Below are 13390 nucleotides of genomic sequence, written 5' to 3' on the forward strand. Positions count from 1 at the left end.
CACCGGACCGGAGGGTACCGGGACCGTTCGCCACTGTGTTGCGCTTGGTTGTGCCCGAATCCGTCTCCGCAGCCACCACCGCATCCGTCGCCGACGAGTTGAGCCCCGACGGGGCGCACCGTCCCGTCGGCTCCGCGCCCGAGGCCGCCGGCTCGGTGCTCGAGGCCGTCGGCTCCGCGCCCGAGGCTGTCAGCTCCACGTCCGGGGCTGTCGGTTCCGCGACCGAGGCGGGGCCACGCGAGCGGTGGCATGTGCCCGCCATGCTGGCGCTGGCCCTGGGCGGGTTCGGGATCGGTACCACCGAATTCGTCACCATGGGTTTGCTGCCCGATATCGCCGGCTCCATGAAGGTCTCCGAACCGGCTGCCGGACACATTGTTTCGGCCTACGCGCTCGGTGTGGTCGTCGGTGCGCCGGTGATCGCGGCGCTGTGCGCGCGGGTCCCGCGCAAACGGCTGCTGATGGCATTGATGGCGGCATTCACGCTGGGCAATGCGGCCAGCGTGATCGCGCCCGGCTTCGCGACGCTGACCGTGGCGCGGTTCGTCTCGGGCCTGCCGCACGGCGCGTACTTCGGTGTGGCGTCGCTGGCGGCGGCCTCGCTGGCGCCGGTGGGGCAGCGAGCCAAGGCGGTTGCCGCAGTTATGCTGGGCCTCAGCGCCGCCAATGTCGTCGGCGTTCCTGCGGCCACCTGGCTGGGCCAGAACCTCGGCTGGCGGAACGCTTTCGTGGTGGTCGCCGTGATCGGCATCGCGACCGTCGCCGCCATCTCCCGCTTCGTGCCGGATCTGCACGGCATTCGCATGACCGACCCCCGCACCGAACTGACGGCCCTGCGCCGCCCCCAGGTGCTGCTCACCCTGCTGGTCGGCGCCGTCGGCTTCGGCGGCATGTTCGCGGTCTACACCTACATCACCACCACTCTCACCGATGTGGCCGGCCTCCGCGTCGGCCTGGTTCCGTTGGTTCTCATGCTCTTCGGCCTGGGCATGGTCGCGGGCAATATCGCCGGCGGCGTCCTCGCCGACCGCGGCGTGGATCGCGCGATCCTCGTCTCCCTGCTGGCCATGGTGGTGATCCTCGCCGGATACGTTGTGGCAGCGCACAATCCCTATACCGCGGCCGTCGGCGCCTTCCTGGTCGGTGCGTCCGGCGCGGCCCTGGCCCCCGCCCTGCAGACCCGTTTGATGGACGTGGCCCATGACGCCCAGACCCTCGCCGCCGCCCTCAACCACGCGGCACTGAATATCGCGAACGCGGCAGGTGCGTGGCTGGGCGGCCTGGTGATCGCGGCGGGGCTGGGGTACACCGCGCCCACCGCCGTTGGCGCCGGTCTCGCGGTCCTCGGCACGCTGCTGTTCGCGCTGACCGTGGTTGCGGCGCGGCGCGGCAGTGCGCTGCCGCATTGACGCGGTGCGCCGGCCAGAAATAACATCGCCCACGATGTATCTGGTCCGCGTTCACATCCATCACCCCGAGCGGTATCGGCGGCCGGGGGCTCAGGCAGGAGACTTGTCTTATGTCACCGAAATCCGCGGGATTGAAGAAGGTGCTGCGGGCCGCCGGTCAAGCGGCTCTGGGAGCCACGCTCCTCGCGGCTGGAACGGGTCACCTGACCTTCCAGCGCAAGGAGTTCCGGGCGCAGGTCCCGCACTGGCTGCGACTGGATCCCGACTTCGTCGTCGTCACGTCCGGTGTCGTCGAGATCGGACTCGGCGGGGCCTTGCTCGGAACCTGGAAGCAGCCTGCACGGGCCGTCGTCGGCGCTACGACCGCCGCCTTCTTTGTCGCGATCTTTCCCGGCAACATCGCACAACTGGTCAATCGCGCTGACGCCTTCGGTCTCGACACCGACACCAAACGCGCGGTGCGGCTGCTCTTTCAGCCGCTTCTCGTGGCCGGGGCGCTCGCAGCGACCGACGCCCGCGAAATTCTGCGCCGGGGCGAACGGTGAGATCGAGATAGCACCCGTGGGCCGTGGAAACGTCTGCGGCACACCGATGTAAACCTCACATTCAGGGTGAAAGACTCACAGCCTTCATTGAGCGGAATTCACAGCGAACGGGGTTGATCTCGTCGAGTTATCGGCCGAATACGAGCGCTCTCGACCGGCGTCATGACCGACTCCGGCTGGTTCTGCAGCGCCTGTTTGTACAACTCCGAGACATAGTCTCGCCCGCTGTCCCGGTGCGGGCCGGACTCCGGCCCGCAACCCCGGCGCGAACATACACGATTGTATGTAAGTGTAAGATCCCACCATGACCAGCTCCGCCGTCTCGAAACCCCCGCGCCGCACCCAGGAACAGCGCAGCAGCGAGACCCGGACGCGACTGCTGGACGCCACCATCGACTGCCTCGTCGAATACGGCTACGCCGGGACGACGACGCCGCGGGTGGCCGAGCGCGCGGGCGTGACCCGGGGCGCGCAGGTGCATCATTTCGGTTCCAAGAGCGAGCTGGTGGTCGCGGCGATCAGTCATCTGGCGCAGCGGCGCACCGAGGCGGCCATGCAGGAGATCCGGCGGGTCCGCAGCGGCGACGATCCGATCGGCGCCACCCTGGAGGCCATGTGGGAGCTGCATCAGGGCCCGCTGTTCATCGCGGCCATCGAACTGTGGGTGGCCAGCCGCACGGATCGGGTGCTCGCGGTCGAGATGGAGAAGGTCGAGCCGTTCGTGAACAACGCGGTGCTGCTGGCCGTCGCGCAGTTGGTGCCGAATGAGCTGGACCGCAAGAACGTTCGCGATTTCGCCTACACCGCGATGGACACGCTGCGCGGAATCCTGGTGACCAACTTCATTTCTCCCGATCCCGAGCGGGCGCACCGGCGCTGGCTGCGGGCCTCGGCGCAGTTGCGCCTGGCGGCCGAGGCGCGGATGCCCGACTTCCGGATCGCCGGCGAATAGCTGATCGATCCGGCCCGAAGGCCCTCGTCGCGGTGCGCGGCGGGGGCCTTCGCCGTTTGCGCGGGTGGGGTCACCGCATCGGCGGTATGTCCGGGCGTACCCGCCGGAGCTGCCGATCTTGTGCTCGATGCTGAGAATCGCGTCCCCCTCTTGCCTACTTACATACAGCTTTGTATGTTTGTTTTCGTTCCCCTATGTGAGGAGTTCGATGACGAACAAGGTCTACGTCGTCGGCGTCGGCATGACGAAGTTCGAGAAGCCGGGGCGGCGCAAGAACGAGGACGGCAGTGACTGGGACTACCCGGACATGGCCCGGGAGTCGGGGACCAAGGCCCTCGCCGATGCCGGAATCGACTACCGCGAGATCGAGCAGGCCTACGTCGGCTACGTCTACGGTGAATCCACCTCCGGCCAGCGCGCCGTCTACGAACTGGGTCTGACCGGCATTCCGGTGGTCAATGTCAACAACAACTGCTCCACCGGCTCGACCGCGCTCTACCTTGCGGCACAGGCGATCCGGGGCGGGCTGGCCGACTGCACGCTGGCGCTGGGCTTCGAGAAGATGCAGCCGGGCTCGCTCGGCTCCACCTGGGACGATCGCGAACAGCCCATGGCGCGTCACATCATGGCGCTCGCGGAGATCTCCGAGGTGCTGTTCCCGGTGGCCCCGTGGATGTTCGGCGCGGCCGGGCGCGAGCACATGAAGAAGTACGGCACCACCGCCGAGCACTTCGCCAAGATCGGGTACAAGAACCACAAGCACTCTGTGAACAACCCGTATTCACAGTTCCAGGACGAGTACACACTCGACGACATCCTGGGCTCGCGCATGATCTACGACCCGCTCACCAAGCTGCAGTGCTCGCCGACCTCCGACGGGTCCGGCGCGGTCGTCCTGGCCTCGGAGGAATTCGTCGACCGCCACGACCTGTCGCGGCAGGCGGTCGAGATCGTCGGCCAGGCCATGACCACCGACTTCCAGTCCACCTTCGACGGCAGCGCCAAGAACCTCATCGGCTACGACATGAATGTCCGGGCGGCGGACAAGGTGTACGCGCAGGCCGGGCTCGGCCCCGAGGACTTCCAGGTCATCGAGTTGCACGACTGCTTCTCCGCCAACGAGCTGCTGCTGTACGAGGCGCTCGGCCTGGCGAAGGAGGGCGAGGCGGGGCACCTCATCGACTCCGGCGCGACCACCTACGGCGGCAAGTGGGTGGTGAACCCCTCCGGCGGGCTCATCTCCAAGGGACACCCTTTGGGCGCAACGGGTTTGGCGCAGTGCAGCGAGCTCACCTGGCAGCTCCGCGGCGCCGCCGGCAAGCGGCAGGTCGGCAACGTCACCGCCGCCCTGCAGCACAACATCGGGCTCGGCGGCGCGGCCGTCGTCACCGCCTACCAGCGCGCCGACCGCTGATCCGCACCCTCCATCCCCGACTACGAAGAGGTAATCCCGTGGGACACATCGAAGCTTCCAAGGACCTGACCGCCACCCCCGACGGCCTGTGGGCCGTGGTCTCCGACCCGCAGACCTGGGACAAATGGTTCTCCATCCACGAGCGCTGGATGGAGGAGCCGCCGGCCGTGCTGGCGCCGGGTGCCAAGCTGACCGCCAAGATCATGATGCTCGGCATGGCCAACAAGATCGAGTGGGTGGTCGAGAGCGTCGAGACCCCGAACAGGCTGGTGCTCAGCGGCACCGGCATGGCCGGGGTGAAGGTGCAGTTCGCCTTCGACATCACCCCCGAGGGCGCGGGCAGCCGCTTCTCGGTGTCCGGCGACTTCGAGGGCGCGCTGATCAAGGGGGCGCTGGGCAAGGCGGTGGAGAAGGACGGCCTCACGCAGCTGGACAAGACTCTCGCCGCGCTCGATGCGCTCGCCACGGCGGCCTGACGGCGAGCGGGCGCACGAGATGGTTTCCACCGCTGTTGAATTCGACGAGTCGGGGCTGGGTTCCTGGTCCGACGAGGAGGCGTTCGAGGTCACGCGCGAGCGGATCGCCGAATATGCCGCGGCCACCAACGATCCCATTTTCGCGCACCTGAAAGGCGTTGCGGCCCCGCCGGTCTTCGCCATCGTGCCGGTCTTCGAGGCCATGATGATGCCGGTCATCGAGGTGGCCCCGATGAACATCTTCGGGCGGGTGGTGCACGGGGAGCAGGACTTCCACTTCCACCGGCCCATCCGTCCCGGCGACAAGCTGGTGTCGCGGGCCAAGGCCATCGGGTTCGAGGGCAAGGACAACGGCTCGACCATCACCATCCTCATCGAATGCCGGTCCGAGGCCGGGGAACTGGTCAACGAGCAGTATCTGACCGCGTTCTTCCGCAATGTCGACGCGGGTAAGCAGGCGGGCGAGCAGGCTCCGGCGCATCGCTTCGATCCGGCACTGCTGGAGCGAGCGCCGCTGGCCACGGTGACCGCGCACGTCGACGCCGATCAGACGTACCGGTATGCGCCGGCCTCCGGTGATCCGGTGCCGCTGCATCTGGACGATCAGGTCGCCCGGGACGCCGGTCTGCCCGGCATCATCGCGCACGGGCTCTGCACCATGGCCATGTCGTCGTGGGGGGTGCTGACCCAGGTCGCGGGCTCGGATGTGGCTCGGCTGCAACGGTATGCGGTGCGCTTCGCCAAGATGGTCTTCCCGGACGACGACCTGGAGACCCAGATCTGGAAGGTCGGTTCGGCCGACGGGGTCACCACCTACGCCTTCCGCACGGTCCGCGGCGACGACACCGTCCTCAGCGACGGCCTGGCCGAAATTTCCGACAACTCGTAGGGAGACATTCATGGGTGCACTCGACGGACGGGTCGCCATCATCACCGGAGCCGGCCGGGGGATCGGCCGGGAACACGCGCTGCTGTTCGCGCGCGAGGGCGCGGCGGTCGTGGTGAACGACCTCGGCGGCAGCAATGCCGGTGAGGGCGCGGACACCGGCCCGGCACACGAGGTCGTGGCCGAGATCCTCGCCGCAGGGGGGCGGGCGATCGCCAACACCGACAGCGTGGCCGACTGGCAGGGCGCGAAAAACCTGGTGGAGCAGGCGGTGTCGGAGTTCGGGCGGCTGGATGTCGTGGTGAACAACGCGGGCATCCTGCGCGACGCTTTCGTGGCGGGCATGGACGAGTCGCAGTGGGACGCGGTGCTGGCCGTGCACCTCAAGGGGCACGCGGCGGTGCTGCGGCACGCGGCCGGGTACTGGAAGGAGCAGTCCAAGGCGGGCAATCAGCCCGTCGCGGCGGTGATCAACACCGCGTCCGCGTCGGGCACCACGGTCCCCAATGCGGGGCAGGCGAATTACGGTGCGGCCAAGGCCGGTATCGCCGCGCTCACCCTGGTGGCGGCCGATGAGCTGGCCCGCTACGGCGTGCGCGTGAACGCCATCGCGCCCATCGCGCGCACCCGGCTCACCCTGGCCACGCCGGGCATGGGCGAGATGATGGCCGCGCAGCAGGCCGGTCTGGAAGAAGGCGAGTTCGATGCCTTCAGTCCGGCCAATATCTCGCCGCTGGTGGCGTATCTTGCCACCGAGAAGTGCCCGATCACCGGCAAGGTGTTCGCGGTGCAGGGCGGCGCGATCTCCGAACTGGCGGGCTGGCACGACGTGAAGACCATCGAGACCGAGGGACCCTGGTCCATCGACGATATCGCCGGGCGACTGCCGTAATCAGGAAGGCGGACAACGATGTTCGAATGGTCCGAGACCGATGAGCTGATCCGCGGCGCGGTGCGGAGCTTCATCGACAAGGAGGTGCGCCCGCACCTCGACGCCCTCGACAGCGGCGAGATGCTGCCGTATCCGATCATCCGGAAGCTGTTCGCCGAGTTCGGCATCGACGCGCTGGGCTCGGAGACGGTCGCCAAACTGCTTGCCAAGCAACGCAAGCGGGAGGAGGCGCTCGCAGCCGGGGAGCCGCTGCCGGAGAAGAAGGCGAAGACCGGCGGTGACGGCGGGCCCTTCTCCGGCCAGGAATCGCTGATGGCGGTGCTCGTCAGCGAGCTGTCCGGGGTGTGCATGGGGTTGGTCACCGCCATGGGCGTGAGCATCGGGCTCGGTGCGACGACCATCCTCTCGCGCGGCACCCTCACCCAGAAGGAACGCTGGCTCGCCGACATCGTGACCATGAAAAAGGTGGCGGCCTGGGCGATCACGGAGCCCGACTCCGGGTCGGACGCCTTCGGCGGGATGAAGACCTACGTCCGCCGCGATGGTGACGACTACATTCTCAACGGGCAGAAGACCTTCATCACCAACGGTCCCTACGCCGACACCGTCATCGTCTACGCCAAGCTGGACGAGGGCGACGGCACCCCCGAGTCCAAGACGATCGCGGCCAAGCGCGACCGCAAGGTGCTGACCTTCGTGCTCGACAAGGGCATGGAGGGCTTCACCCAGGGCAAGCCGTTCAAGAAGATGGGCCTGCACGCCTCGCCCACCGGCGAATTGTTCTTCGACAATGTGCGATTGAGCCGGGACCGGCTGCTCGGCGAGACCGAGCAGCACGAGGGCGGCGACGGACGGGAGAGCGCCCGTTCGAGTTTCACCGCCGAGCGCATCGGCGTGGCCTTCATGGCGCTGGGCATCGTCAACGAATGCCACCGGCTCTGTGTGGATTACGCCAAGACGCGCAAGCTGTGGGGGCAGGAGATCGGCCGTTTCCAGCTGGTCCAGCTCAAACTGGCCAGAATGGAGATCGCCCGGATCAATGTGCAGAACATGGTCTTCCACGCCCTGGAACGCTCCCGCGCCGGCAAACCGCCGACGCTGGCCGAGGCCTCGGCCATGAAGCTGTACTGCTCGGAGATCGCCACCGAGGTCGCCATGGACGCCGTCCAGCTCTTCGGCGGCAACGGCTATATGTCCGAGTACCACGTCGAACAGCTGGCCCGCGACGCCAAGTCGCTGATGATCTACGCGGGCAGCAACGAGATCCAGGTGACCCACGTCGCCAAGGGACTGCTCGCCTACTAGGCGCGCGGAAAGTCCGGGACCGCCACCAGTCGCCGGCGGCGGCCCCGGACGCGCGCGCCGCGAGCGGACCGATCGGCCACCGGCGCGGCCGGCACGATGACAGGAGTAGTTGTGACAGCGCTGTCACCCGACGATCCGGCAGCGACCGGCGTCGAGATCGAAGAACGACACGTCTCGTACGCCGGGGTGCATACCCGGGAACTGGCGGTGGCGGGCACCGGAATTCCGATCGTGCTGCTGCACGGCTACGCCGACAGCGCGGACACCTGGCGCGGGGTCCTGACCCGGCTGGGCGCGGCAGGCCGACGCGCGCTGGCCGTGGATCTGCCCGGCTTCGGCCTGGCGCAGGACCGGCGGCCCGGTCCGATGAGCCCGCAGTTCGACGAGTTCGCCGACGCCCTGGTCGACGCGCACGGACCCGTGGTGCTGGTGGGGAATTCACTGGGCGCGGCCACATCGCTACGGGCGGCGGACCGGGATCGGGACGGGCGGGTGGCCGGGATCGTGCTGCTCGACGAACCGCTGCTGGCGCGGCACTGGATGGCCCGGGTGATCCGCCGCAGCGACTACATCCGCCTGTTCGGTCTCGTCGGCGCGCTGCCGATTCCCGCCGCAATGGTGCGCTGGGCGGTGCGGCGGCTGGTCCAGATGTACATCTACGGTCCCGGGATCGCGGCCGACCCGGAGTTCCTGGCGACGGCGGTGCGTTCGGTGCCCGATATGCGGGGCGTGGCGGCCCGGGCGCGGGACGCCGTCCGGTACGCCCGCGAAAACCCCTGCGGGCACGGTGATCCGGCCGTCACCTGTCCCGTGCTGATCGTGCACGGCGCGAAGGACCGGGTCATCCCGGTCGCCGCCGGCCGGGACCTGCACACCCTGCTCCCGGGCAGCGAGCTGGTGGTGCTCCCGCAGGCGGGACACTGCCCGCAACTCGACTATCCGGCCGAGGTCGCCCGCCTGGTCCTGGACCATGCCGCGCGCCCGGACGGCTCCCAGCGCGCGGGGTGACCGCGCCAACCACGACTCGATTGGAGTGCACCGTGACCGGTGACCCGACCACACTGTGCGAGGCCTTCCAGCGCACCGCGGCCCGCTACCCGGACCGGGTGGCGCTGCGGGCGGCGTCCGGCGGCCCGGAACTCACCTGGGCCGATTACGCCGGGCGGGTGCGGGAATTGGCGACCGGCCTGGCCGGGCTCGGGGTGCGCGCGGGTGACACCGTGGCGATCATGCTCACCAACCGGGTGGAGTTCCATCTCGTCGACACCGCGGTCCTGCATGCCAGGGCGACACCGTTCTCGATCTACAACACCTTCACCACGGAGCAGATCGGGCAGCTGTTCGGCAATGCGGGAAACCACGTGGTGGTCACCGAGTCCCGATTCCTGGCGACGGTGCGCGCCGCCGATCGCGGCGGACAGATCGCGCACATCGTCTGTGTCGACGGTGAATTCGAGGGCACGCTCACCCTCGGCGCGCTGACCGCCACGGCCCGAAAATGTCCCTCCGCCGCAAACCCATCGCCGAGAAATACGCCGCCGAGATCGACGCGCTCTACGACTAGGGTTTGCGGTGAGATGTCCGTGAAAATGCCTACGTAGCAGGCTGTCTCGTGACTACGGGACGGAGACGGGGCGCAGGCAGCTCTCCAGGGGCAGGATGATCGAGCAGAGGGCGGGCTTGCGGGTGGGGCGGTAGTCGGCGGGGACGCCGCCCTGGGCGGTGATGGATTTGAAGGCGGCCACGGCGTCGGTGGGGCGGCGGGTGAGGGTCGGGTCGGTTTTCGCGTCGACGGTGTAGAGGCCGAATCGCGGTGAGTAGCTGCCCCATTCGTAGTTGTCGGTGAGGCTCCAGTAGTTGTAGCCGATCACGTCGATGCCGTCGGCCTTGGCGCGTTGCAGCCAGTAGACGGTGTCGCGCAGGTGGTCGGCGCGGTCGTAGCCGTCGCTGCGCGGGGCGGCGTTGTCGGTGGGAAGTCCGTTCTCCACCACGTAGATCGGCAGGCCCGGGAACTTCTCGGTGTAGGTGCGCAGGTCGTAGTAGATGCCCTCGGGCTCGATGGCGTTCTTCCACAGTTCGTCACCCAGCAGCGCGGTGCTCGGCAAGTGGGTCAGGGAGGCGCCGTAATAGAAGTCGACGCCGATGAAGTCGAGCTTGCCGCGGATGCGGTCGGCGAACAGCATGTCCGTCAGGTTCTGCACGATCGGGTACTGCGCGATATTGCTGGTCACCCGCGCGCCGGGCTGGCGGGAGTGGATATAGTCGTAGATCGCGGTGTGCGCCTGCACCAGCCGGTCGAACATCGGCAGCGCGTCGAGCACGCCGATGTCACCGATCTTGATCGATTGCGCGACATAGCCCATGGGCTCGTTGATGGTCACCCACATCGGGTCGTCGGGCGCGTAGCGGTCGACCACCTTGCGCATATTGGTGAGCCAATCCGACACCATTCCCTGGTTCTTCCAGCCCCCGCGATCCGCCTCCCACCCGGGGATCACCCAGTGGTCGAGGGTCAGCATCGGCCGCATCCCCGCCGCACGGATCTTCTGGATGACCTGGTCGTAGAAGCGGAAGCCGTTCTCGTCCCAGGCATTCGGCTGCGGCTGCACCCGCGCCCATTCGATGCTGAGCCGGTACACCTTCAGGCCCATCCCGGCCGCCAGATCGATGTCCTCGGCGTACCGGTCGTAGAAGTCGACCGAATTGCCGTAGGGGTCGTGCGCCTTGCCGGAATTCGCGTACCGGCTCCAGTTGCTGTCCGGCGCATGGCCTTCGGACTGGAATCCGGCCATGGCCACGCCCCACATGAAGTCGGGGCCGAGTGACGGCACGCTGGTCGGCGCACCACCGGCGCTCCCGGTCCCGGACCCGCTGGCACTGCCCGACGCCGACCCAGAACCCGACCCGCTGGAACTCCCGGACCCCGAGCCGCTGTCGGCGGGCGCCGCCCCGGCCACGGCAGACCCGCTGGACACGATGGCCAGTGCTGACAGGACGGAACACAGAACCCGCGCAGTTCTCATCTCAGCGAAATCTCCCAAGTGCTTCGGACGCGGCCTGTTGCCGCGCGGCCGGGTGGCCGTCCAGACTCTACTGGTCATACGTCCAACATGAGAGTGTTTCACTCAATATCGGTTTGTCGGGGGTCGTGGCTAGGGTTCGGGGCGTGACCGATCGTGAGAGTTTCGCTCCACTGGTGTTCTTCGAATACGACCACAAGCCCGGGCACTACTGCCTGATGCTGTCCGACAACCACATGCTCGCCACCGAACCCGTCTTCGCCGAATTCGGTTACGAAGGAAACGGTTACGGCTGGGCCGGGGTGGCGCGGTCGGCGGTGGCGACCCAGGGGGCCGGGGTGGGGGAGCGGGTGAGCTTCGACCCCGAGGCGGGCATGTTCGTCGCGTACGGCCAGGACGCGCCGGCGCTGCGGGCGCTCGGGGCGTTGCTGCGGGACGCGCTCGCGGATCCGGCCGTTCTCCGCGAGCTCATCGCCGCGGGCGATCCGGAGTGGTTCGACTGAACACCCGCTGATCGCGTGCCGCGATCAGCGGGCGGCGCAAGGGGTTTCGCGGCTCAGGGCTTGCGGGAGAGCGCGGCGGAGATCAGCTGTTCCCAGACGCTGAGGTCGTGGTGGTCGCTGCCGATGCGGGCCACGCCCTCGGCGGTGGGTTCGGGGCGCCAGAGGGAACAGGGCACCAGGCCCGGCTCCAGGATTTCGAGATCGCCGAACAGGCCCAGGATCTCCTCGTCGGTGCGCCAGCGGCCGCGGCCGAAGGTGGTCTGCAGCTTCTGCTCGGCGACCCGGGTCTCCTCGTTGAAGCCGGACCGGAAGTGGGAGATGTAGAGCATGCTGCCGGAAGGGATCTGGTCGGCCCAGTAGCGGACCACCTGCTCGGGCTTCTCGTCATTGTTGAGGTGGTGCAGGATGGCGCTGAAGATCACGGCCACCGGCTGCGAGAAGTCGATGAGCCGCTCCACCTCCGGATGGTGGCGGATCGCCTCGGAATCGCGCAGGTCGGCCTGGATGACGGTGGTGAATTCGTCCGTCTCCAGAATCGCGCGGCCGTGTGCCAGCACGATGGGGTCGTTGTCCACATAGACCACATGCGGCTCGGACTGGTGCCGCTGCGCCACCTGGTGCACATTGTCGGCGGTGGGCAGGCCGCTGCCGATGTCGACGAACTGTTTGATCCCGGCGCGCGAGATCTCGCCGATGGCGCGCACGAGGCAATTCCGGTTCGCGTACGCGATATCCACCGAACCCGGCAGATCCTTGATGAAGAAATCCCCGACCTCCCGGTCGGGCGCGTAATTGTCCTTGCCGCCCAGGAGATAGTCGTACACCCGGGCAATACTGGGCTTGGACTGGTCTACTTGCGGTTGTTCCGTCATTCTCCACACACCCCTGTCAGTATCGAATTGCCCTCCGCTTCGCTCCGGGCGGGTTCGCGGCCCTGGAGGTCTCGTTGCTCCCTCCCTGCGCTCCCCCGCTTCGCTCCTCCGCTCCGCTCAGTCCAGAACGAGACGGGCCGCGAACCTGGCGACGTGGATCCGCCGTAATCCTATGTAACCGAACGAGTTCCGGTGCGCCGTTCCAGGTAACACTGGGCGTGCCTGAGAGCGTAGATGATTCGGGGCCCGTCAGACGGCCCGCAAGCGGGTGCGGCTGGCGTAGACGTGCTCGGCGATCAGGGTCGCGATGCGGTCGGGCGCCTCGAGCATGGGGACGTGGCCGACATCGTGTACCAGGATGCGGTCCGCCGACTCCGGCAGTTCCTCCAGGAAACGGCGGGCGTACAGGCGATTCGGGATGATCCGGTCGTTCTCGCACATGAGCAGCCGCACCGGGGTGCGCAGCGTGGCCAGGTGCTCGAGGGCCGGGAATCGCAGGCCGCTCACCAGCATCGGCAGCATGGCCTTGCAGTGCATGGCCGAGGTGATGGCCGCCTCGATGCCCGCGCGCGAGGCCGCCTCGGTGTTCTTGGTGAGCAGCAGCGCCACCGCCTGCCGGACGAGCCCGCTGTAGGCGACGGCGGCCGGCAGATGCTTGCCGATCTCCACGAACGGCACCATCGACAGGAACTTCAGCCCGACCCGAAGCTGCAACGCGGAGGGGGTTTGCCAGCCGCCCGCGGGCGCGATAGCGGTGAGGGTGCGGGCCCGGCCGCGGCGAGCCAGCTCGAAGCCGACCCAGCCGCCGAGCGAATTGCCCGCGATATGGCAGGTGCGCCAGCCCATTTCGTCGAGCTGGTCCTCGACCCGGTCGGCAAGGGCGCTGACATCGAGGTACCAGCCCTCGAGCTCGGGGCCGCCCCAGTGCCCGGTGAAGGCCGGAGCGAACACTTCGCAATGGCTCGACATGCGCTGTGCCACCTGCTCCCAGCAATGCGGGGACAGCATGAATCCGTGCAGCAGGAGCAGTGGTTCACCGGAGCCGGTGTGGAGCGCGCGGATGGGCGCGGGCGGGGCGGTGGGCCGGGTGGTGCCTGACGTCATCGTCGTCACCCC

13 protein-coding genes and 1 pseudogene are annotated in these 13390 nt (G+C 68.0%); 11 read left to right on the forward strand and 3 right to left on the reverse strand.

The window, feature by feature from the left end:
• The first annotated feature begins 251 nt into the window (after positions 1 to 251).
• From ACFXKA_RS03435 to ACFXKA_RS03480, 10 genes and pseudogenes are all read left to right on the forward strand, one after another.
• A complete protein-coding gene (locus tag ACFXKA_RS03435; protein WP_354831581.1) occupies positions 252 to 1409 on the forward strand; it encodes an MFS transporter in 1158 nt (385 codons plus the stop codon).
• A 110-nt stretch (positions 1410 to 1519) separates the two neighbouring features.
• Positions 1520 to 1954, forward strand: coding sequence for a hypothetical protein (locus tag ACFXKA_RS03440; RefSeq protein WP_379425754.1), 435 nt, complete (start codon positions 1520 to 1522; stop codon positions 1952 to 1954).
• Positions 1955 to 2258: 304 nt separating this feature from the next.
• Positions 2259 to 2906, forward strand: coding sequence for a TetR/AcrR family transcriptional regulator (locus ACFXKA_RS03445; RefSeq protein ID WP_354830235.1), 648 nt, complete (start codon positions 2259 to 2261; stop codon positions 2904 to 2906).
• Between the two features lie 208 nt (positions 2907 to 3114).
• The gene (locus tag ACFXKA_RS03450; RefSeq protein WP_379425755.1) at positions 3115 to 4320 is read left to right on the forward strand and encodes a lipid-transfer protein; all 1206 of its coding nucleotides are present in this window, start codon (positions 3115 to 3117) and stop codon (positions 4318 to 4320) included.
• Between the two features lie 38 nt (positions 4321 to 4358).
• Positions 4359 to 4796 carry an SRPBCC family protein gene (locus ACFXKA_RS03455; protein ID WP_379425756.1) on the forward strand — a complete coding sequence of 146 codons (438 nt, stop codon included), beginning with the start codon at positions 4359 to 4361 and terminating at the stop codon, positions 4794 to 4796.
• A 19-nt stretch (positions 4797 to 4815) separates the two neighbouring features.
• Complete coding sequence (locus ACFXKA_RS03460) at positions 4816 to 5685, forward strand: MaoC/PaaZ C-terminal domain-containing protein (RefSeq protein WP_379425758.1); 870 nt, start codon at positions 4816 to 4818, stop codon at positions 5683 to 5685.
• A 10-nt stretch (positions 5686 to 5695) separates the two neighbouring features.
• Positions 5696 to 6574: an SDR family oxidoreductase gene (locus tag ACFXKA_RS03465; RefSeq protein ID WP_354830229.1), complete on the forward strand. Its 879-nt coding sequence runs from the start codon at positions 5696 to 5698 to the stop codon at positions 6572 to 6574.
• Positions 6575 to 6592: 18 nt separating this feature from the next.
• Positions 6593 to 7879 (forward strand): acyl-CoA dehydrogenase family protein, encoded by a 1287-nt coding sequence (locus ACFXKA_RS03470; RefSeq protein WP_379425759.1) that lies wholly within the window; start codon positions 6593 to 6595, stop codon positions 7877 to 7879.
• A 111-nt stretch (positions 7880 to 7990) separates the two neighbouring features.
• A complete protein-coding gene (locus tag ACFXKA_RS03475; RefSeq protein ID WP_379425761.1) occupies positions 7991 to 8887 on the forward strand; it encodes an alpha/beta fold hydrolase in 897 nt (298 codons plus the stop codon).
• A 32-nt stretch (positions 8888 to 8919) separates the two neighbouring features.
• Positions 8920 to 9372: pseudogene (locus tag ACFXKA_RS03480) on the forward strand (AMP-binding protein); the annotation flags it as partial.
• 123 nt (positions 9373 to 9495) lie between these two features.
• On the opposite strand, the gene ACFXKA_RS03485 reads toward ACFXKA_RS03480, so the two are convergent.
• Positions 9496 to 10710 (reverse strand): family 1 glycosylhydrolase, encoded by a 1215-nt coding sequence (locus tag ACFXKA_RS03485; protein WP_379425763.1) that lies wholly within the window; start codon positions 10708 to 10710, stop codon positions 9496 to 9498.
• A gap of 335 nt (positions 10711 to 11045) precedes the next feature.
• Here ACFXKA_RS03485 and ACFXKA_RS03490 point away from each other — a divergent pair, with 335 nt between their 5' ends.
• On the forward strand, positions 11046 to 11402 hold the full coding sequence (locus ACFXKA_RS03490; RefSeq protein WP_379425765.1) for an immunity 51 family protein: 357 nt from the start codon (positions 11046 to 11048) through the stop codon (positions 11400 to 11402).
• A 53-nt stretch (positions 11403 to 11455) separates the two neighbouring features.
• Here ACFXKA_RS03490 and ACFXKA_RS03495 read toward each other — a convergent pair whose 3' ends face one another.
• Both ACFXKA_RS03495 and ACFXKA_RS03500 read right to left on the reverse strand, forming a co-directional pair.
• The gene (locus ACFXKA_RS03495) at positions 11456 to 12274 is read right to left on the reverse strand and encodes an SAM-dependent methyltransferase (protein ID WP_379425766.1); all 819 of its coding nucleotides are present in this window, start codon (positions 12272 to 12274) and stop codon (positions 11456 to 11458) included.
• 249 nt (positions 12275 to 12523) lie between these two features.
• The gene (locus tag ACFXKA_RS03500) at positions 12524 to 13378 is read right to left on the reverse strand and encodes an alpha/beta hydrolase (RefSeq protein ID WP_354830218.1); all 855 of its coding nucleotides are present in this window, start codon (positions 13376 to 13378) and stop codon (positions 12524 to 12526) included.
• Between the last annotated feature and the right edge of the window lie 12 nt (positions 13379 to 13390).

Origin of the sequence: Nocardia sp. NPDC059228, from assembly GCF_042754245.1 — a bacterium.
Taxonomy (GTDB): domain Bacteria; phylum Actinomycetota; class Actinomycetes; order Mycobacteriales; family Mycobacteriaceae; genus Nocardia.